Annotated in this window: 12 protein-coding genes and 3 pseudogenes; 9 read left to right on the forward strand and 6 right to left on the reverse strand. The window is 69.0% G+C overall.

Going from position 1 to position 18,869, the window contains the following annotated elements:
- The first annotated feature begins 104 nt into the window (after positions 1–104).
- From IEZ15_RS18020 to IEZ15_RS18040, 5 genes are all read left to right on the forward strand, one after another.
- Positions 105–2,327 carry an NADP-dependent isocitrate dehydrogenase gene (locus tag IEZ15_RS18020; protein WP_189278016.1) on the forward strand — a complete coding sequence of 741 codons (2,223 nt, stop codon included), beginning with the start codon at positions 105–107 and terminating at the stop codon, positions 2,325–2,327.
- A 212-nt stretch (positions 2,328–2,539) separates the two neighbouring features.
- Positions 2,540–3,277, forward strand: coding sequence for a glucose 1-dehydrogenase (locus IEZ15_RS18025; protein WP_189278018.1), 738 nt, complete (start codon positions 2,540–2,542; stop codon positions 3,275–3,277).
- A gap of 356 nt (positions 3,278–3,633) precedes the next feature.
- Complete coding sequence (gene ctaD, locus IEZ15_RS18030; RefSeq protein ID WP_189278020.1) at positions 3,634–5,364, forward strand: aa3-type cytochrome oxidase subunit I; 1,731 nt, start codon at positions 3,634–3,636, stop codon at positions 5,362–5,364.
- 29 nt (positions 5,365–5,393) lie between these two features.
- Positions 5,394–5,735: a hypothetical protein gene (locus IEZ15_RS18035; RefSeq protein ID WP_114242834.1), complete on the forward strand. Its 342-nt coding sequence runs from the start codon at positions 5,394–5,396 to the stop codon at positions 5,733–5,735.
- A gap of 132 nt (positions 5,736–5,867) precedes the next feature.
- The gene (locus tag IEZ15_RS18040) at positions 5,868–7,229 is read left to right on the forward strand and encodes an NAD(P)/FAD-dependent oxidoreductase (RefSeq protein ID WP_189278022.1); all 1,362 of its coding nucleotides are present in this window, start codon (positions 5,868–5,870) and stop codon (positions 7,227–7,229) included.
- 303 nt (positions 7,230–7,532) lie between these two features.
- Here the strand turns inward: IEZ15_RS18040 and IEZ15_RS18045 are convergent, their stop codons facing one another.
- Both IEZ15_RS18045 and rho read right to left on the reverse strand, forming a co-directional pair.
- Positions 7,533–8,531: an aldo/keto reductase family protein gene (locus tag IEZ15_RS18045; RefSeq protein WP_189278024.1), complete on the reverse strand. Its 999-nt coding sequence runs from the start codon at positions 8,529–8,531 to the stop codon at positions 7,533–7,535.
- A gap of 85 nt (positions 8,532–8,616) precedes the next feature.
- A complete protein-coding gene (gene rho, locus IEZ15_RS18050) occupies positions 8,617–9,756 on the reverse strand; it encodes a transcription termination factor Rho (protein ID WP_189278026.1) in 1,140 nt (379 codons plus the stop codon).
- 364 nt (positions 9,757–10,120) lie between these two features.
- Between rho and IEZ15_RS18055 the strand changes: the two genes are divergently transcribed.
- The gene (locus tag IEZ15_RS18055; protein WP_189278027.1) at positions 10,121–11,002 is read left to right on the forward strand and encodes a GNAT family N-acetyltransferase; all 882 of its coding nucleotides are present in this window, start codon (positions 10,121–10,123) and stop codon (positions 11,000–11,002) included.
- Between the two features lie 52 nt (positions 11,003–11,054).
- On the opposite strand, the gene meaB is transcribed toward IEZ15_RS18055, so the two are convergent.
- From meaB to mutA, 3 genes are read right to left on the reverse strand one after another with little or no spacing between them, the layout of a single operon-like run.
- Positions 11,055–12,074 carry a methylmalonyl Co-A mutase-associated GTPase MeaB gene (gene meaB / locus IEZ15_RS18060; RefSeq protein ID WP_189278029.1) on the reverse strand — a complete coding sequence of 340 codons (1,020 nt, stop codon included), beginning with the start codon at positions 12,072–12,074 and terminating at the stop codon, positions 11,055–11,057.
- Between the two features lie 12 nt (positions 12,075–12,086).
- Positions 12,087–14,288, reverse strand: a complete 2,202-nt coding sequence (gene scpA / locus IEZ15_RS18065) for a methylmalonyl-CoA mutase (RefSeq protein WP_189278031.1) — start codon at positions 14,286–14,288, stop codon at positions 12,087–12,089.
- Positions 14,288–16,153: a methylmalonyl-CoA mutase small subunit gene (mutA, locus tag IEZ15_RS18070; RefSeq protein ID WP_189278033.1), complete on the reverse strand. Its 1,866-nt coding sequence runs from the start codon at positions 16,151–16,153 to the stop codon at positions 14,288–14,290. Before mutA ends, scpA begins: the two co-directional genes overlap by 1 nt.
- A 198-nt stretch (positions 16,154–16,351) precedes the next feature.
- On the opposite strand from mutA, the pseudogene IEZ15_RS44755 reads away from it, so the two are divergent.
- Both IEZ15_RS44755 and IEZ15_RS18075 read left to right on the forward strand, forming a co-directional pair.
- Positions 16,352–16,426, forward strand: a pseudogene (locus IEZ15_RS44755) (MerR family transcriptional regulator); the annotation flags it as partial.
- Positions 16,427–16,510: 84 nt separating this feature from the next.
- Complete coding sequence (locus tag IEZ15_RS18075; protein WP_189278035.1) at positions 16,511–16,888, forward strand: nuclear transport factor 2 family protein; 378 nt, start codon at positions 16,511–16,513, stop codon at positions 16,886–16,888.
- Positions 16,889–16,960: 72 nt separating this feature from the next.
- Here IEZ15_RS18075 and IEZ15_RS18080 read toward each other — a convergent pair.
- Positions 16,961–18,000: pseudogene (locus tag IEZ15_RS18080) on the reverse strand (IS630 family transposase); the annotation flags it as partial.
- A gap of 9 nt (positions 18,001–18,009) precedes the next feature.
- On the opposite strand from IEZ15_RS18080, the pseudogene IEZ15_RS18085 reads away from it, so the two are divergent.
- A pseudogene (locus tag IEZ15_RS18085) lies at positions 18,010–18,603 on the forward strand (transposase family protein); the annotation flags it as partial.
- Positions 18,604–18,869: the final 266 nt, after the last annotated feature.

Raw genomic sequence — 18,869 nt, forward strand, 5'->3', positions numbered from 1 at the left:
ACGGCGGCCCCCGCCGAATGAGGGGGCAGGGCCCTGTCGAGTCGGCAGCGATCACGAGATATCTTGATGTCAAGCAATGTTGCAGACGTGGAGCGGAGCACAGGGTGACTGACTCGACCATCATCTATACACACACCGACGAGGCCCCGGCCCTGGCGACGTATTCGTTCTTGCCCGTGGTCCAGGCCTACGCCTCGACGGCCGGGGTCAATGTCGAGAGCCGTGACATCTCGCTGGCTGGGCGCATCATCGCCAGCTTCCCCGAGCACCTCGAGGAGAGCCAGCGCATCGACGACGCGCTCGCCGAGCTCGGAGCGCTGGCGAAGAAGCCCGAGGCCAACATCATCAAGCTGCCGAACATCTCGGCTTCGATCCCGCAGCTGAAGGCTGCCATCGCCGAGCTGCAGGCACAGGGCTACGCGCTTCCCGACTACCCGGACGACCCGCAGACCGACGAGGACAAGGAAGTTCGCGCGCGTTACGACAAGGTCAAGGGCAGCGCGGTGAACCCGGTGCTGCGCGAGGGCAACTCCGACCGCCGCGCCCCCGCCTCGGTCAAGAACTACGCCAAGGCGCACCCGCACCGGATGGGCGCCTGGTCGGCCGACTCGAAGACGAACGTCGCCACCATGGGCGTCGACGACTTCCGTTCCACCGAGAAGTCCACGGTCATCGCCGAGGCCGGTTCGCTCCGCATCGAGCTCGCGGGCGACGACGGCAGCACCACCGTTCTGCGTGAGTCGGTGCCGGTGCTCGCGGGCGAGGTCGTCGATGCGGCGGTCATGCGTGTCGCGGCCCTGCGCGAGTTCTTCACCGCGCAGGTCGCCCGCGCCAAGGCCGAGGGCGTGCTGTTCTCCGTCCACCTCAAGGCCACCATGATGAAGGTCTCCGACCCGATCATCTTCGGCCACGTGGTCCGTGCCTTCTTCCCGAACACCTTTGCCAAGTACGGCCAGGTGCTCGCCGCGGCCGGTCTCTCCCCGAACGACGGCCTCGGCGGCATCCTCAAGGGCCTGGACTCGGTGCCGCACGTGGGCGCCGAGATCAAGGCATCCTTCGAGGCCGAGCTCGCCGAGGGCCCCGCGCTGGCGATGGTCGACTCGGACAAGGGCATCACCAACCTGCACGTACCGAGCGATGTCATCGTCGACGCCTCCATGCCGGCCATGATCCGCACCTCCGGTCACATGTGGGGCCCGGACGGCAAGGAGGCCGACACCCTCGCGGTGCTCCCCGACAGCAGCTACGCGGGCGTCTACCAGGTCGTCATCGACGACTGCCGCGCCAATGGCGCCTTCGACCCGTCGACCATGGGCTCGGTGCCGAACGTCGGCCTGATGGCGCAGAAGGCCGAGGAGTACGGCAGCCACGACAAGACCTTCGAGATCCCCACCACCGGTACGGTGCGGGTCGTCGACGGCAGCGGCAATGTCGTGCTGGAGCAGGTCGTGGGCGCGGGCGACATCTTCCGCATGTGCCAGGCCAAGGACCTGCCGATCCAGGACTGGGTGAAGCTCGCCGTCACCCGCGCCCGCGCCACCGGCGTCCCGGCCGTGTTCTGGCTCGACGAGGACCGCGCCCACGACGCGCAGCTGATCGCCAAGGTCAGGACGTACCTCGCCGACCACGACACCGACGGCCTGCAGATCGAGATCATGTCGCCGGTGAAGGCGACCGCGTTCTCGCTGGAGCGCATCCGCCGCGGCGAGGACACCATCTCGGTCACCGGCAATGTGCTGCGTGACTACCTGACCGACCTGTTCCCGATCCTTGAGCTGGGCACGAGCGCGAAGATGCTCTCCATCGTCCCGCTCATGAACGGCGGCGGACTGTTCGAGACCGGTGCCGGTGGCTCCGCGCCCAAGCACGTCCAGCAGCTCGTCAAGGAGAACTACCTCCGCTGGGACAGCCTGGGTGAGTTCTTCGCGCTCGCGGCCAGCTTCGAACACCTGGCGACGACCACGGGCAACTCGCGCGCCCAGATCCTCGCGGACACCCTCGACCGCGCGACCGGCACCTTCCTCAACGAGGACAAGTCGCCGAGCCGCAAGCTGGGTGGCATCGACAACCGCGGCAGCCACTTCTACCTGGCCCTCTACTGGGCCCAGGAGCTGGCGCAGCAGACCGACGACGCGCAGCTTGCGCAGGCGTTCGCCGGGCTCGCGAAGACGCTGGGAGAGCAGGAACAGACCATCGTCGACGAGCTGATTGCGGTGCAGGGCTCGCCGGCCGACATCGGCGGCTACTACCAGCCCGACCCGGCCAAGGCCTCGGCTGTCATGCGCCCGTCGGCGACGTTCACGCAGGCCATCGCCACCATCGGCTGACGAAACAGTCGCGGAAGGGGGCGCATACCGGCGCCCCCTCACCCCTCCCGCCCCGGTCGGCACCATGCCCGGCCGGGGCGGTTCCGTGTCCCGAGCCGGCACCGGAGGCGCTGGGCCGGCGCCGATGATTCTCCGCGTAATCGGGTACAAGGAGCCGCTGTGCCGGTAGGTTCGAAGGACCCGGGTCAACCGCTCCTGGAGGGGGAGAGACCGTGCTGACAGGCAGGAACGCTGTGGTCACCGGAGGGTCGCGGGGCATCGGCCGCGCGATCGTCGAGCGACTGTGCCGAGACGGGGCCCATGTGGTCTTCAACTACGCCACCAGCGACGACGCGGCCGAAGAGGTCGTCCGCACGGTGCAGGACAACGGTGGCAAGGCCTGGGCCATCCGGCTCGATCTCGCGGACCCGGATGCGCCGGAGCAGCTGATGGAAGCCGCCGAGGCACAGCTGGGCGGCCTGGACATCCTGGTGAACAATGCCGCACTGTGCCTCACCCCGTCCCTCATCGCGGATACCGACCCGGCGGTGTTCGACAAGGTGATGACGGTCAACACCAGAACGGTCTTCATGACGATCCGCCATGCGGCCCGGCGAATGCGCGACGGCGGCCGCATCGTGAACATCTCCACTGCGAACACCGTGCGGCCGGGCCCCGGCATCTCTGCGTACGCCGCCAGCAAGGGTGCGGTCGAGCAACTCACCACCATTGCCGCCCACGAACTCGGAGCACGCGGGATCACGGTCAACACCGTCTCGCCCGGCGCGACCGACACCGATCTGCTGCGCGGAACCAACCAGCCGCAGGCGCTCGAGGCAGTCGCGGGCATGACCCCTCTCGGCCGATTGGGCGAACCTTCCGATGTGGCCGATGTGGTTGCCTTCCTGGCCGGCCACGACGGCCGGTGGATCACGGGCCAGAACGTGCGCGCGACGGGCGGGCTGGCCTGAGCTGCAGCCGGGCCGCCCGGGATCGGTCATCGATCCGGGCGTTCACCCGATTCGGCGGTAACAGCGTTGGACGGTGCGGAAGTTCGGGCTGCTCCGAGACGTCCGTCATTGCTGCGGAAGTCCGCACCGGCATCGGCCGTGTGCGAGCGGGCCGAGGCCCGGACCCCAGGACGCCCTGACGAGTGAAAGTCACGCGACGGCGGGCGCAGGGCCGCACATAGTGGCCCTGCGGCTGATTTGCTGCACCTGGAATCTGGTGTGACGCGCGCGGGATCGGCCTGTCGGCCGGCCGGTGGAGGCGGCGCCCCTGCCGAGTGCTCAGTCCACTCGCGAATGACAATCGAAGGAGCGTCCCAGTGACGACGACGGGCACAACAGGGGCAGCCGAGGAAGAGGAGGCGTACGCGAACGAGCTTCCGGTCCGGGCGAAGGAACCGGGAAACGTCGTCATCAAGTGGCTGACCACCACCGATCACAAGACGATCGGCACGCTGTACCTGCTCACATCGTTCGCTTTCTTCATCGTCGGCGGTGTACTGGCCCTGGTCATGCGCGCCGAGCTGGCCCGTCCCGGGATCCAGATCCTTTCGAACGAGCAGTTCAACCAGGCGTTCACGATCCACGGCACGATCATGCTGCTGATGTTCGCGACGCCGCTGTTCGCCGGATTCACGAACTGGATCATGCCGCTGCAGATCGGCGCGCCCGATGTGGCGTTCCCGCGGCTGAACATGTTCGCGTACTGGCTGTACCTTTTCGGCTCGATCATCGTACTGGCCGGCTTCCTCACCCCGAGCGGCGCGGCCGACTTCGGCTGGTTCGCCTATTCCCCGCTGACCGACGCGGTCCGCTCGCCGGGCATCGGCAGCGACTTGTGGATCATGGGTCTGGCCTTCTCCGGCTTCGGCACGATCCTCGGCTCGGTCAACTTCATCACCACGATCATCTGCATGCGCGCCCCCGGCATGACGATGTTCCGCATGCCGATCTTCGTCTGGAACGTCCTGCTCACCGCTGTGCTGGTCCTGCTGGCCTTCCCGGTCCTCGCGGCGGCCCTGCTGGTGCTGGAGGCGGACCGCAAGTTCGGTGCGCACGTCTTCGACGCGGCCAACGGCGGCGCGCTGCTCTGGCAGCACCTCTTCTGGTTCTTCGGTCACCCGGAGGTGTACATCATCGCGCTGCCGTTCTTCGGGATCGTCAGTGAGATCATTCCGGTCTTCAGCCGGAAGCCGATCTTCGGCTACATCGGCCTGATCAGCGCGACGATCGCGATCGCAGGCCTCTCGGCGACCGTGTGGGCGCACCACATGTACGTCACCGGCGGTGTGCTGTTGCCGTTCTTCTCGTTCATGACCTTCCTCATCGCGGTACCGACCGGTGTGAAGTTTTTCAACTGGATCGGCACGATGTGGAAGGGATCGTTGTCCTTCGAGACGCCGATGCTCTGGTCGATCGGCTTCCTGGTCACCTTCCTCTTCGGTGGTCTGACCGGTGTGATCCTGGCGTCGCCTCCACTGGACTTCCACGTCTCGGACTCGTACTTCGTCGTCGCGCACTTCCACTACGTCGTCTTCGGCACCGTGGTCTTCGCGATGTTCGCCGGATTCCACTTCTGGTGGCCGAAGTTCACCGGCAAGATCCTGGACGAACGGCTCGGCAAGATCACCTTCTGGACGCTGTTCGTGGGCTTCCACGGCACGTTCCTGGTGCAGCACTGGCTGGGTGCCGAGGGCATGCCGCGTCGTTACGCGGACTACCTCGCCGTCGACGGCTTCACCGCGCTCAACACGATCTCGACGATCTCCTCGTTCCTGCTCGGCCTGTCGATGCTGCCGTTCCTCTACAACGTGTGGAAGACCGCGAAGTACGGCAAGAACGTAGGGGTCGACGACCCTTGGGGCTACGGTCGTTCGCTGGAGTGGGCGACCTCCTGCCCGCCACCGCGGCACAACTTCCTCACGATGCCGCGGATCCGTTCCGAATCCCCGGCGTTCGACCTGCACCACCCCTCGGTGCGCTCCCTCGACGAAGGCCTCAACCATCCCGGCACCGGGACGACGTGGACCCCGGGGGACAGGCAGGCGTGAGCACCGCGGCGACGGGAGAGGAAGATCGAGTGGACCCCGACAAGGACAGTGCCCGCGGTCTGGCACAACTGGAGGGCTATCTGCTGTGGAACGCCGAGGTCGAGGAGGCGCGACGACAGGCCGGCCGCTTCACCGACGAGCTGCCCTGGCTCACCACGGCACAGCGCGAGGACGTGGAACGGGTCTACACCGCGGATCGCCTCGCCACGTCGCGGGCCATGCTCTGCCGTGTCGCCGCCCGCGCCATCGGACTGCGCGGCGAATACGAGGCGCGCTACCGCAGGCTCAAGGCACGCTGCGTGGCCGCCGGTGTCGTGCTCGTGGGCGCGGTCGGCGGCACCTGCACGGCCGTCACTTTCCTGGCCCGCTGACGCGGTGGTGTCGTCCGTCCGCTGTCCCCAGCAGGCGAAGTCGGATGCGGCTCGCAAAGATGTGACGTGACGGGCGCGTGCGACGGGGCAGGCGAACGGACGACCGTGCGGGGCCGAGAAGGGACGAACACTGTGGCACGACCCAGGATTCTCGTTGTCGGCGCCGGATTCGCCGGGGTGGAGTGCGTACGCCGTCTGGAGCGCGGGCTGATCCCCGGCGAGGCTGAGATCGCGCTCGTCGCCCCGTTCTCGTACCAGCTCTACCTGCCCCTGCTGCCACAGGTGGCGGCAGGGGTGCTCACCCCGCAATCGGTCGCGGTGTCGCTGCGCCGCAGTCGCAAGCACCGCACCCGGATCATCCCGGGCGGGGCCATCGGAGTGGACCCCAAGGCGAAGATCTGCGTCATTCGCAAGATCACCGACGAGGTCGTCTACGAGCCCTACGACTACATCGTGCTCAGCCCCGGGAGCGTCACCCGTACCTTCGACATCCCCGGCCTGCTCGACAACGCCCGGGGTATGAAGACGCTGGCCGAGGCGGCGTACGTGCGTGACCACGTGATCGCTCAGCTCGATCTCGCGGATGCCAGCCACGACGAGAACGAGCGGGCTTCGCGCCTGCAGTTCGTGGTGGTCGGCGGCGGGTACGCGGGCACCGAGACGGCAGCCTGTCTGCAGCGCCTCACCACAAACGCGGTCAGGCACTACCCGCGGCTCGACCCGAAGCTGATCAAGTGGCATCTCATCGACATCGCCCCGAAGCTGATGCCCGAACTGGGGGACAAGCTCGGCCGGAGCGCCCTGGAGGTGCTGCGCGCACGAGGCATCGAGGTGTCACTCGGAGTCTCGGTCGCCGAGGCCGGGCGGGAGAAGGTGACCTTCACCGATGGCCGGGTGGTGCCCTGCCGCACACTGATCTGGACGGCGGGTGTCACCGCGAGTCCGCTGGTCGCCACATTCGAGGCGGAGACCGTACGCGGCCGCCTAGCGGTGACGCCCGAGATGAGGCTGCCGGGCTTCGACGGCATCTTCGCGCTCGGCGACGCCGCGGCCGTACCGGACCTGAGCAAGGGCGACGGGGCGGTCTGCCCGCCCACCGCGCAGCACGCCATGCGCCAGGGCCGCAGGCTCGCCGACAACCTCATCGCCACGCTGCGGCACCAGCCGTTGAAGCCGTACGTCCACAAGGATCTCGGTCTTGTCGTGGACCTCGGCGGCAAGGACGCGGTCTCCAAGCCGATCGGCATCGAGATGCACGGAATCGTCGCGCAGGCCGTCGCCCGTGGCTACCACTGGTCCGCGCTGCGGACCAATGTGGCCAAGGCGCGGGTCATGACCAACTGGATGCTCAACGCCATCGCGGGCGACGACTTCGTACGCACCGGCTTCCAGTCCCGGAACCCGGCCAAACTGCGCGACTTCGAGTACACGGACTCCTACCTCACACCGGCGCAGGTCCGCGAGCACACCGCCGCGCTGCACACCGGTACCTGACCTCGTACAACTCGGAAAGAAAGGCTCCCCGGCGCGCGAGGCGGCGAGGAACGCGGAGACGACCTTGCGCTTCAGGGCCACGTCGGCCCCGGGGTCCGGGGCCCTGCCCTGAACGCGTCGGCGCGCCCGGCCGGCGAGCTGTCCGGTCGGGGCCGGGGTGCGCTGCACGACGGGCGCGATCTCGTCGAAGGGTTGTGACCGATGCCGGGCGGCGACAGGCCGCCGGTTCGCCCCGGGCGTCCGAGGTGTGGGCAGGGGCCGCTGTTCCGGAGGCCCTTGCCCCACACAAGCGGGCCGGTCGAATCAGCTGTTGCTCTCGTGCCCGGCCGTCAGCCCCGGGTCCCGTTCCACCACCGGGTCCAGGATGTCGTCGATGCCCTTCAGTAGCTCCGCGTCGAGCGTCACACCCGCCGCCCCGACGTTCTCCGCCACCTGCTCGGGCCGGGAGGCGCCGATGATCGCGGCGGAGACGTTGGAGTTCTGCAGCACCCAGGCGACCGCGAGCTGGGCAAGACTCAGACCGGCCTGGTCGGCGAGCGGCCGCAGCCGCTGGACACGCTCCAGCACGTCGTCACGGAGCCAGCCGGCGACCATGTTCGCGCCGCCCTTGTCGTCCGTCGCCCGAGAGCCGGCCGGGAGCGGCGCACCGGGCTTGTACTTGCCCGTGAGGGCGCCCTGAGCGATCGGTGACCAGACGATCTGACCGATGCCCAACTCCTCGGACGCCGGCACCACTTCGCCTTCGATGACCCGCCACAGCGCCGAGTACTGCGGCTGGTTGGAGATCAGCGGCACCTGCAGTTCGCGGGCCAGCCCATGTGCGGCGCGGAGCTGGTCGGCCGTCCATTCCGAAACACCGATGTAGAGGGCCTTGCCGGAGCGGACGACGTCGGCGAATGCCTCCATGGTCTCTTCCAGCGGGGTCGAGTGGTCATAGCGGTGCGCCTGGTAGAGGTCCACGTAATCGGTCTGCAGGCGGCGCAACGAGTGGTCGATGGACTCCATGATGTGCTTGCGGCCGAGCCCCCGGTCGTTGTGCCCGGGACCGGTCGGGAAGTAGACCTTGGTGAACACCTCGAGTCCGTCGCGGCGCTCGTTCTTGAGCGCCCGGCCCAGGACGGCTTCGGCCCGCGTTTCGGCGTAGACGTCCGCCGTGTCGAAGGTGGTGATCCCGGCGTCGAGGGCGGCGCGGATACAGGCGACCGCTGCGTCCTCCTCCACCTGGGAGCCGTGGGTGAGCCAATTTCCGTAGGCGATCTCACTGATGGTCAGACCGCTGCGGCCGAGTCGGCGGAATTCCATGTGCCTGCTCTCCCTGTGCTCGTGAGGGACGGATCGTGCAAGGGCGGTCCATGCTATTGCGCCGTCCGGCGCGGCTCGGGCAGGCTCAGGTATCCGCGAGGGTGCGGTGGACCGTACGGAGGAATGCCGCGTTGTCCGGAGTGTGCCGGATCCGGTCCAGCAGTGTTTCGAGCGCCGTCTGCGGGCCCCGGGAGTGCAGCGCGCGGCGCAGTCCGCGCACCACCCGCAACTCGGCTTCCTGGACGAGGAGTTCATCGCGCCGGGTGCCGGACGCCTGGATGTTCACGGCCGGGTAGGTGCGCCTGTCCGCCAGCGTGCGGTCGAGCCGGAGTTCCATGTTGCCGGTGCTCTTCAACTCTTCGAAGAAGTAGTCGTCGGCGCGGGAGCCGGTCTCCACCAGCGCGGTGGCCAGGATGGTGAGGGAGCCGCCCTCCTCGGTGAGTCGTGCGGCACCGAAGAGCCGCTTGGGGCCGAGCAGGGCAGCCGCGTCGACGCCGCCGCTCAGGGTGCGTCCGCCCGCGGCTGACGCGTTGTTGTGGGCGCGGCACAGCCTGGTGAGGGAGTCCAGCAGGATGACGACGTCCTGGCCCTGTTCCACCAGACGCTTGGCGCGTTCGACCGCGAGTTCGGCGAGCGCGATGTGTTCCTTCGCGGGCCGGTCGAACGTCGAGGAGAGAACCTCGCCCCGTACGGACCGGCGCATGTCCGTGACCTCCTCCGGGCGTTCGTCGAGCAGCACCACCATCAGATGGCACTCGGGGTGGTTGGCGGCGACGGCCGCCGCGATCTGCTGCAGCAGCACGGTTTTGCCGGTCCTGGGCGGTGCGACGACGAGTCCGCGCTGCCCCTTGGCGATCGGGGAGACCAGGTCGACGAGACGCATGGCCGGACTGCCGGACGGTGTTTCCAGACGCAGCCGACGCCGGGGGTGGAGCGGGGTGAGGTCGCGGAAGTGGGGCCGGCCGCGCAGCGCCTGCGGCGAGCGGCCGTTGACCCGTACGACCCCGGACAGGGTGCGGGGCCGGTCGCAGGAGCCTTCGACGACATCGCCCTTGCGCAGGCCGTGGCGGCGGATCAGGGCGGGGGAGACCTGTACGTCGCCGGGGGAGGGGTGGCCGCCACGGACGCGCAGTGCGCCGTTCCCCTGGTGCGTGATGTCGAGGACACCGGCGGCCTCGGTGGGCAATTCCTGCTGAGCAACGGGGTGTTCGAGGGTGCTGGTCATACGGGTGGTCCTTTCGCGGACATGGCGAATGAAGGGGCCCGGTCGGCATGGGGGCGGAAGAGATCACGCCCCGGACGCCGGGCAGGAAAGCCCGGACGGGGGGAAGCCCGTACCGGACAGGAAGAAGTGGTGCGGGAAAGCTGGATCACCGGTCAGGAAAGGACTGGCACAGCAGCTCTACGAGAGTGAATCGGCACCGGCGCCTCGAAACGAGGCGTACACAAGTACCAACCGCACCGTACCACGGCGCACCGGCCACGGCTGCGATATCCGGTTGCCGCGGCGCTCGCGGAGTGATGTGGTTCTCCGGGCCGCACGCCCGCTCACCCGTCCTGACCGGCGCCCTCGGCGCGGAGGAGTCATCTTGTCGATACGCATCACCGCACTGACCGACCCCGACCGTGCCGGCGCGAGCCACCGGCTGGTGTGGCTGGCGTCCGACCCCGCGGGCAGCCCCGTCGGCTCGGCGTTCCTGCGCGTCTTCACCCGTGAGGGCCAGGACCATCTCGCCGAACTGGAACTCCACGTCCACCCGGCGGAGCGCCGCAACGGCATCGGCTCACAGCTGCTGGACGCGGCCGTCGCCGGTGCCCGCGAGGAGGGCCGACGCAGCGTCATCGCACAGGTCGAGGCCGGTTCCTCCGGCGATCATTTTCTGCGGGCCAAGGGGCTGCGCAAGGTCCTCACCCTGACGTACGCCCGCCTACCGCTGGCGAAGGCCGACACCGGTGCTCTCCGCGGGATCGTCGGACAGCCGCACCCGGGCTACCGGCTGGTGGCCTGGGACGGCGCCGTACCGCACGACCTCGAGGCGACGTTCACCGGATCGCGCCGCGCCATGGACGACATGCCCATGGACGACACCGACTACGGCACGGTCGTCTGGGACGTGGACCGGGTCCGGGCCGCCGCAGCTGCCGTCGCGGCACGCGGCGAGCTGCTCCACACCGTTGCAGCCGTCGCCGAGTCCGACTCCACGATCGCGGGCTTCACCGAACTGGTCGTCCCGGGCGACGGAAAGGGCGACGGCCTGCACTACGGCACCGGAGTCCTCCCTGAACACCGGGGGCACGGCCTCGCACGGTGGATGAAGGCGCAGTCCATCCTGCAGGCCCGTGAACGCCACCCCGCCCTCGACGGGCTGCTGGCGGACACCGCGGACAGCAACACGTACATGCGGAGCGTCAACGACGCGCTCGGCTACGAGCCGACTCACAAGTCGGTCGAGTACCAGCTCGATCTGTAGCTCCTGTCGTCGAACTGCCGTCGTCGCGCGAAGGGCGCCCGCGCGTCGCCCGTCACCCCCCAGGGGCACCGCCCTCTGCCGACGGGGCCGTGCCCCGGAACGCCCCCAGGATCTGCTCGGCCGCCAGTGTGGCCGTCAACTCGCCGTCCCGTACCCGCTGTTCGAGCTCCGGAGTGAGCGCGCGCACCTCCGGATGGCCGTGCAGGCTCTCCAGCAGCTCGTCCCGCACCATCGTCCAGGTCCAGTCGACCTGTTGGTCACGCCGTTTCGCGGCGAGCCGGCCGGTCGATCCGAGGAGCGCACGGTGCTGCTCCAGCCGCTCCCACAGCGTGTCGAGACCGGTCGACTCCCGGGCGCTGCAGGTGAGGACCGGAGGCGTCCAGGCCGCGTCGACCGGGTGCATCAGCCGCAGTGCGCCCGCCAGTTCGCGCGCGGCCGCTCGTGCGTCGCGTTCGTGCGGGCCGTCCGCCTTGTTGACCGCGATGGCATCCGCCAACTCCAGGACGCCCTTCTTGATGCCCTGGAGCTGATCGCCGGTACGGGCCAGGGTCAGCAGCAGAAACGTGTCGACCATATTGGCCACCGCCGTCTCCGACTGGCCGACGCCGACCGTCTCCACCAGCACCACGTCGTACCCCGCGGCCTCCATCACCACGATGGACTCCCGGGTCGCCTTGGCCACCCCGCCGAGCGTCCCGGCGGTCGGAGAGGGACGTACGAACGCCGCGGGGTCCACCGCGAGGCGCTCCATCCTGGTCTTGTCGCCCAGGATGGAGCCGCCGGTACGGCTGGAGGAGGGATCGACGGCCAGCACCGCGACCCGGTGACCGAGCCCGGTGAGCATCGTGCCGAGCGCGTCGATGAAGGTGGACTTCCCGACCCCCGGCACGCCGCTGATGCCGATGCGCCGGGCGTTTCCGGAGTGCGGCAGCAGCTCGCGCAGCAACCGCTGGGCCAGCGCCCGGTGATCGGGGCGAGTGGACTCGACGAGAGTGATCGCGCGCGCGATGTACGCCCGCTTCCCGTCGAGCACCCCCTTCACATAGCTGTCGATGTCGATTTTCGGAGGCATCGGGTCAGCGGCTCACAGCTCGTGGCCGAGCGCGGCACCGAGCCGCGTCACCAGGTCGTACGCGGCATCCGGAATCACGGTGCCGGGCGGGAACACCGCCGTCGCCCCCGCCTCGTGCAATGCCTCGACGTCCTGCGGCGGAATCACCCCGCCCACCACGATCATGATGTCGTCGCGGCCCTCGGCGGCCAGCTCCTCGCGGAGCGCCGGTACGAGCGTGAGGTGCCCGGCGGCCAGCGAGGAGACGCCCACGATGTGCACGTCCGCCTCCACCGCCTGCCGTGCCACCTCGGCCGGTGTCTGGAACAGCGGGCCGACGTCGACGTCGAAGCCCAGGTCGGCAAAGGCCGTCGAGATCACCTTCTGGCCGCGGTCGTGACCGTCCTGCCCCATCTTGGCGACCAGGATGCGCGGACGGCGCCCCTCTGCCTGCTCGAACTGGTCCACCAGCTCCCGGGTCCGGTCCACGGAAGGGGATTCACCTGCCTCGTTGCGGTACACACCGGAGATCGTACGGATCTGGCCCGCATGCCTCCCGTACACCTTCTCCAGGGCGTCCGAGATCTCACCCACGGTCGCCATCGCGCGTGCCGCGTCGACGGCGAGTGCCAGCAGATTGCCTTCGAGACCGGGGCCGGGGGCCCGCTCGGCCGCCGCCGTCAGCGCCCGCAGCGCGGCCTGGCACGCCGACTCGTCGCGCTCCTCGCGCAGCCGGTGCAGCTTCTCGATCTGCCGGGTGCGCACCGAGGAGTTGTCGACCTTGAGCACATCGATCTGCTCGTCGGTCTCCACACGGTACTTGTTGACCCCGATCACCGGCTGGCGCCCGGAGTCGATGCGCGCCTGGGTACGGGCCGCGGCCTCCTCGACCCTGAGCTTCGGGATGCCCGCGTCGATGGCCTGCGCCATGCCGCCCGCCGCCTCGACCTCCTGGATGTGCTGCCAGGCCCGGCGCGCCAGGTCGTACGTCAGCCGCTCCACGTACGCGCTGCCGCCCCACGGGTCGATGACCCGGCCGGTGCCCGACTCCTGCTGGAGCAGCAGCTGGGTGTTCCGGGCGATCCGAGCCGAGAAGTCCGTCGGCAGGGCGAGCGCCTCGTCGAGCGCGTTGGTGTGCAGCGACTGGGTGTGCCCCTGGGTGGCGGCCATCGCCTCCACACAGGTCCGGGTGACGTTGTTGAACACGTCCTGCGCGGTCAGCGACCACCCCGACGTCTGCGAATGGGTGCGCAGGGACAGCGACTTGGCGTTCTTCGGTTCGAACTCCTTGACCAGCTTGGCCCAGAGCAGCCTGGCCGCCCGCAACTTCGCGATCTCCATGAAGAAGTTCATGCCGATCGCCCAGAAGAACGACAGTCGCGGTGCGAACGCGTCCACATCAAGACCGGCGTCCCGCCCGGCCCGCAGATACTCCACCCCGTCCGCGAGGGTGTACGCCAGCTCCAGATCGGCTGTCGCGCCCGCCTCCTGGATGTGATAGCCGGAGATGGAGATCGAGTTGTAGCGGGGCATCTTCTGCGAGGTGTACGCGAAGATGTCGGAGATGATCCGCATCGAGGGCTTCGGCGGATAGATGTATGTGTTGCGGACCATGAACTCTTTCAGAATGTCGTTCTGAATGGTCCCGGCCAGCTTCTCGGGCCCGACGCCCTGTTCCTCGGCGGCCACGATGTACAGCGCGAGTACGGGGAGCACCGCGCCGTTCATCGTCATGGAAACCGACATCCTGTCCAGCGGAATGCCGTCGAAGAGCTGACGCATGTCGTAGATCGAGTCGATCGCCACGCCGGCCATCCCGACGTCGCCGGTCACCCGCGGGTGGTCGCTGTCGTAGCCGCGGTGGGTCGGCAGGTCGAAGGCGACGGAGAGGCCCTTCTGGCCGGCCGCGAGGTTGCGGCGGTAGAAGGCGTTGGACTCCTCGGCGGTGGAGAACCCGGCGTACTGCCGGATCGTCCAGGGCTGGTTGACGTACATCGTCGGATAGGGGCCCCGCAGAAACGGGGCCATGCCTGGATATGTACCGAGGAAGTCGAGCCCCTCCAGGTCGCGCCCGGTGTACAGCGGCTTGACCGTGATGCCTTCCGGTGTCTCCCACAGCAGGTCGCCGTCGGAACGGCCGGAGGACTCCTTCACCGAGGCGCGCCACTGGTCTTCGGACACCTCGGCGGCGCCGCCCGGTCCGAGCTCGATGTCGGAGAAGTCAGGGATACGCATTACGCCACACCCATACGGTCGAGAAGGGAAGAGAGCACGGCCACCACATCGGAGCCGGCGAAGACGTACTCGTCGACACCGGTGTACCCGCCGGGTCGGCCCGCGAGGAACACCCGCTGGGCACCGGCCGAGCCCAGTGCCTCGGCGACCGCCCCGGCCTGCTCGGCGTACAGGGTGTCGCTGGAGCAGAGGCACGCCACGGTGGCCCCGCCGGCCCTGAACGCGTCGGCGGCCGTTGCCGCGTCGACCGGGACCGGGCCGTGGACCGGTTCGATCCCGCCGGCCTGGAACAGGTTCGAGGCGAAGGACGCCCGCGCGGTGTGCGCCGAGGCCGGGCCGAGCGCGGCGAGGAACACCCGTGGCCGTTGCCCGGTCGCCGCGAGATGGGCGTCCGACCGGGCGCGCAGCACCTCGAACGCCTCGTCACGACGGACCCTGGGCAGACCGCCCGATCCCGTGGCGGACGCCTCGGTGGGGGCCGCCTCGCGCTCCACCGGGCGCTCCGTCAGCTGCGGGAACTCACTGACGCCGGTGACCGGCTCCTTGCGGCGCGCCAGATCCCTGCTGCGCGCCGCCCAGGTGGCCGCGAGACGCTCGCCGATCATCCCCGACCGCAGGGCGGCCGCCTGGCCGCCCGACCGCTCGATCTCCTGGAAGAACGCCCAGGCGGCGTCGGCGAGTTCGGCGGTGAGCCGCTCCACGTACCAGGAACCGCCCGCCGGGTCGATCACCCGGGCCAGATGCGACTCCTCCAGCAGGATCGTCGACGTATTGCGGGCGATGCGCCGGGCGAACGCGTCCGGCAGACCCAGGGCGTGATCGAACGGCAGCACGGTGACGGAGTCGGCCCCGCCGACACCCGCGCCCAGACATGCCAGCGTCGTCCGCAGCATGTTCACCCAGGGATCGCGCCGCGTCATCATCACCGGGGACGTCACCGCGTGCTGGCGCTGCGCCCCGGCGTCGGCGGCCCCGCACACCTCGGACACCCGGGCCCACAGCCGCCGAGCGGCCCGCAGCTTGGCGATGGTCAGGAACTGATCGGCCGTCGCCGCGTACCGGAACTCCATCTGCGCGCAGGCCTCTTCGACACAGAGCCCGGCCTCCGTCAGCGCCCGCAGATAGGCGACACCTGTCGCCAGCGAAGCGCCCAGCTCCTCGGCGGCCGAGCCGCCGGCCTCGTGGTACGGCAGAGCGTCGACGGTCAGGGCCCGCAGTCCGGGAAACTCCTGCGCGCACCGCTGTGCCCAGTGGACCGCCGCCGTCAGGGCGGGTTCGGCACCGCTGCGGGCGGCCTGCCCGAGCGGGTCGGCGCCGAGGTTGCCGCGCGCGGTCTGCGCACCGACGCCCCGCTCCGCGTAGAGCCGTAGCAACTCCGCCGCCGCAGCGTCGAATTCGCTTCCGGCGTCCAGCACCACGGGAGCCAGATCGAGATATACGCCGTCCAGCGCCCCCGCCAGGGCGGACACCGGAACGCCGCCGATACCGCCCACGGTCAGCCACAGCGAGGTGACACCGTTCTCCAGATCGGCGAGCACCGCCTCGTTGAGACGCGCAGGATCGGACAGGGTGTGCCGCTGGCGTACGTCCCAGCCGCCCGCCGCGTTGCCCTCGGCCTTGCCGCCGCGGGTGAAGGGGGCGAAGCCCGGATATCCGGCATCGGGCGCGCTGTCGCGCGAGGTGTAGAGGGGGCGGGTGATGAGCCCGTCCTCCACCGTGGTGGACAGCGCTTCCTCGGCGGCCGAACCCGCAACATCCTTGCCCGATTTGCGCAGCACACCTTCGACAAGGCTTTGCCACTGCTCATGGGCGGGGTGAGGGAATTCAGCGGCCAACGAAAGCCCGTCGGCAGGCAGGACCGTCATGCCCAGATGCTAGGTCAGGTCTCAGACGAGCAGCAGGGGCTCCGTCTGTGACCTTGCCCTCTCCGAACGCACTTGATCCTTCACACACCGTCGCGTACCCGGCGTGGCTCCGGTGACTTGGCGCTTCCTCCAACGAGCCTGGTATTTGCTCCATGGATCGAGTGTATGGATTGCAGTTGCGATATCAGTCCGAATGTCTTGTCGCACATGCAGTCCTGCACAATCGGGCAGACGGCGCGTCTGCTGGGGGTCAGCCCCGACACGGCCCGTCGCTAGTGCTGTGACCGGGATGGTCCACCGTGATCGGAAGGCGGCTCGCGGGACGAGCGCACGCGCAACGGCTGGTATTACTGGGGCATGCAGGAAGAGACGGCACGCTCCGCGATCGACACGTTCATCTCCGCCTTTAACGCCTCGGACGACAGCTATGTGACAGCCCTGCTCTCCCAGGCCCTGACCTCAGACGTGGTCTTCTGGGGGCCGTTGGGTCGCAGCGACGGAATCGCGGCGGTCGAGGGGTTCGTGCTGGACATCCGGCGCCACCCGGCGGGGACCGGCACGATGGTGCGCTGCTCAGCGGTGGACATGCCTGACGAGTGGGCCCGGTACCAGTGGGTCTTCACCACGCCGGATGGAGGCCCCCGCCTGGCGGGAACGGACGTCGTCCATCTGCGGCGGAGCCTCATCGACCAGGTCATCGTCTTTGCGGGGGAGATCGAGCCGTCCGCCTCCTGAGTCGTCCTTCTGTCGCTGTCCTTCTCGTGAACTTGTCCCTTTCGGCACTCCGGGGCTGCGGTTCGCGGTCGGTCAGGCTGCGGCGTTGAGGGGGCGTCCGCCCCAGCGGATGCCCTTCTCGCTGCGGATGCGGGCGCGTTCCTTGCGTTGGGCGGCAAGTACGTCGGGGTGGCGGGCGTTGGCGTTGCGCCAGCGCAGGTAGCGGTGCGGTGCCTGGGTTTGCGTGGGGTGGCTGCGGTGGTGGGAGTTGGCCAGGGTGAACTGCCGCAGCGGGCCGAAGTGGGCCTCGATCGGGTTGGCCCAGGATGCGTAGGTCGGGGTGAAGCACAGCTCGACCTTGTTCTTCTTCGCCCAGCGGCGGATGTCGGCGCCGGTGTGGGCGGAGAGGTTGTCCAGGATGATGTAGATCGGGGCGCCGTCGGGTCGGGCGGCGCGGATCGACTTCAGCGCGGCCAGGGTGTTGGCGGTGCCCTTGCGGCGGCGGTTGACGCCCCACAGGCGGTCGTCGCCACGGAGTAGCAGCCGTGGAAGTAGGTGACGCCGTGGGTGCGGCGGTAGGTCGCCGGCAGCCGGTTTGGCTTGCCCTGCTTCGCCCAGCAGGAGCCTGCGGTGGGCCGGATCCCCAACGGCCCGAACTCGTCGAAGGCGAAGACCCGGTCCGGGAAGCGGTCCAGAACCTGCTCGATCCGGTCGAGCTTGGCGTCGCGATGAGGGTCGGGTGATTCCTTCCATGTCTTGGTGCGCTGGAAGGTGATGCCGCGGCGCCGGAGCAGGCACCGTAAGGCTTCACGGCCGATGCGGATGACACGTCCGTGCACTTCCCGCAGGTAGGCGGCGAGTTTGCGGATCGACCAGCGGGTGAAGGGCCGGCCGAGCCTGGTGGGGCGGGTGGTGGCCGTCCGGATGACGAAGTCCTCGTCGTCAGGGGTGAGCAGGCGGGGACGGCCTCCCGCCCACTGAGGGTCCAGGCAGGCCAGGCCGATCTCGTTGAAGCGGTGGATCACGTCGCGCACGGTGTCCTCATCGGCCTGGACCAGCTGGGCGATCACCGGCACCCGGTTTCCGCCCGCCGAAGCGAGCAGCATCATCGCCCGCCGGTAACGCGCCGTCGCACCGGCGCTGCTCAGCTCGCCGCCGGGTTCGGCGTCGGGATCGCGACGGTCCACCGCTATGTGCGCGAGGCGACAGAGGTCCCGGCCGCGCTCGCACCGAGCTCGGCAGAGGCGATGCGGACCGCAAGCCGGCCGGCCTTCGTGGTCCTCGACGGAACCCTGCTGCCCATCGAGCGGATCGCCGCCGACACCCCGTACCGCTCCGGCAAACACAAGCGCCACGGCATGAATATCCAAGTCCTCACCGACCCGTTCGGGCGGCTGCTGCGGGCCTCGCCCGCACTCCCGGGGGCGAACCACGGCCTGACCGCCGCCGCCCGCACCCACGGCATCATCGACGCGCTCGTTGGTATGGAACTCAAGTGCTGGGCCGACAAGGCGTACCAGGGTGCCGGCCGCCCGATCCGAGTACCCTGCCGAGGCCGGCGGCTCAAGGGGTGGAAGCGCCGGAACAACAGCACCCGCGCCGAGATCCGCTGCCTCGGCGAACAGGCCATGGCCGCTCTCAAGGGCCGGCGAGTCCTGCGAAAGCTCCGCTGCAGCACCAACCGCATCACCGACCTCGGCATGGCCGTCCTCGTCCTTCACCGCGCATCAACGTGAGGTTGGAAAGGGCTCACTGTTCCATGTCGAGGTTCCATGTCGAGCGATTTACTGCGGAAGCGCGGCCCATTAAGACCAGGACACCATCTCGATGTCCTGTGCTCCTGACCTGGAGGGGGGGGGTTGCAATTTCACATTTCCTTTATCTCCTTCGATGTCGTCGATCGGTGCTTCTCCGGCGTTTTACTTTGTCGATCTCCCGACCGCGTGCGACGTTTGATCCGGCCAGGCCGAATCAATTCGGATACGTGTCGGGAAAAGGGGAA

It is taken from the genome of Streptomyces atratus, assembly GCF_014648655.1.
Lineage (GTDB): Bacteria > Actinomycetota > Actinomycetes > Streptomycetales > Streptomycetaceae > Streptomyces > Streptomyces atratus.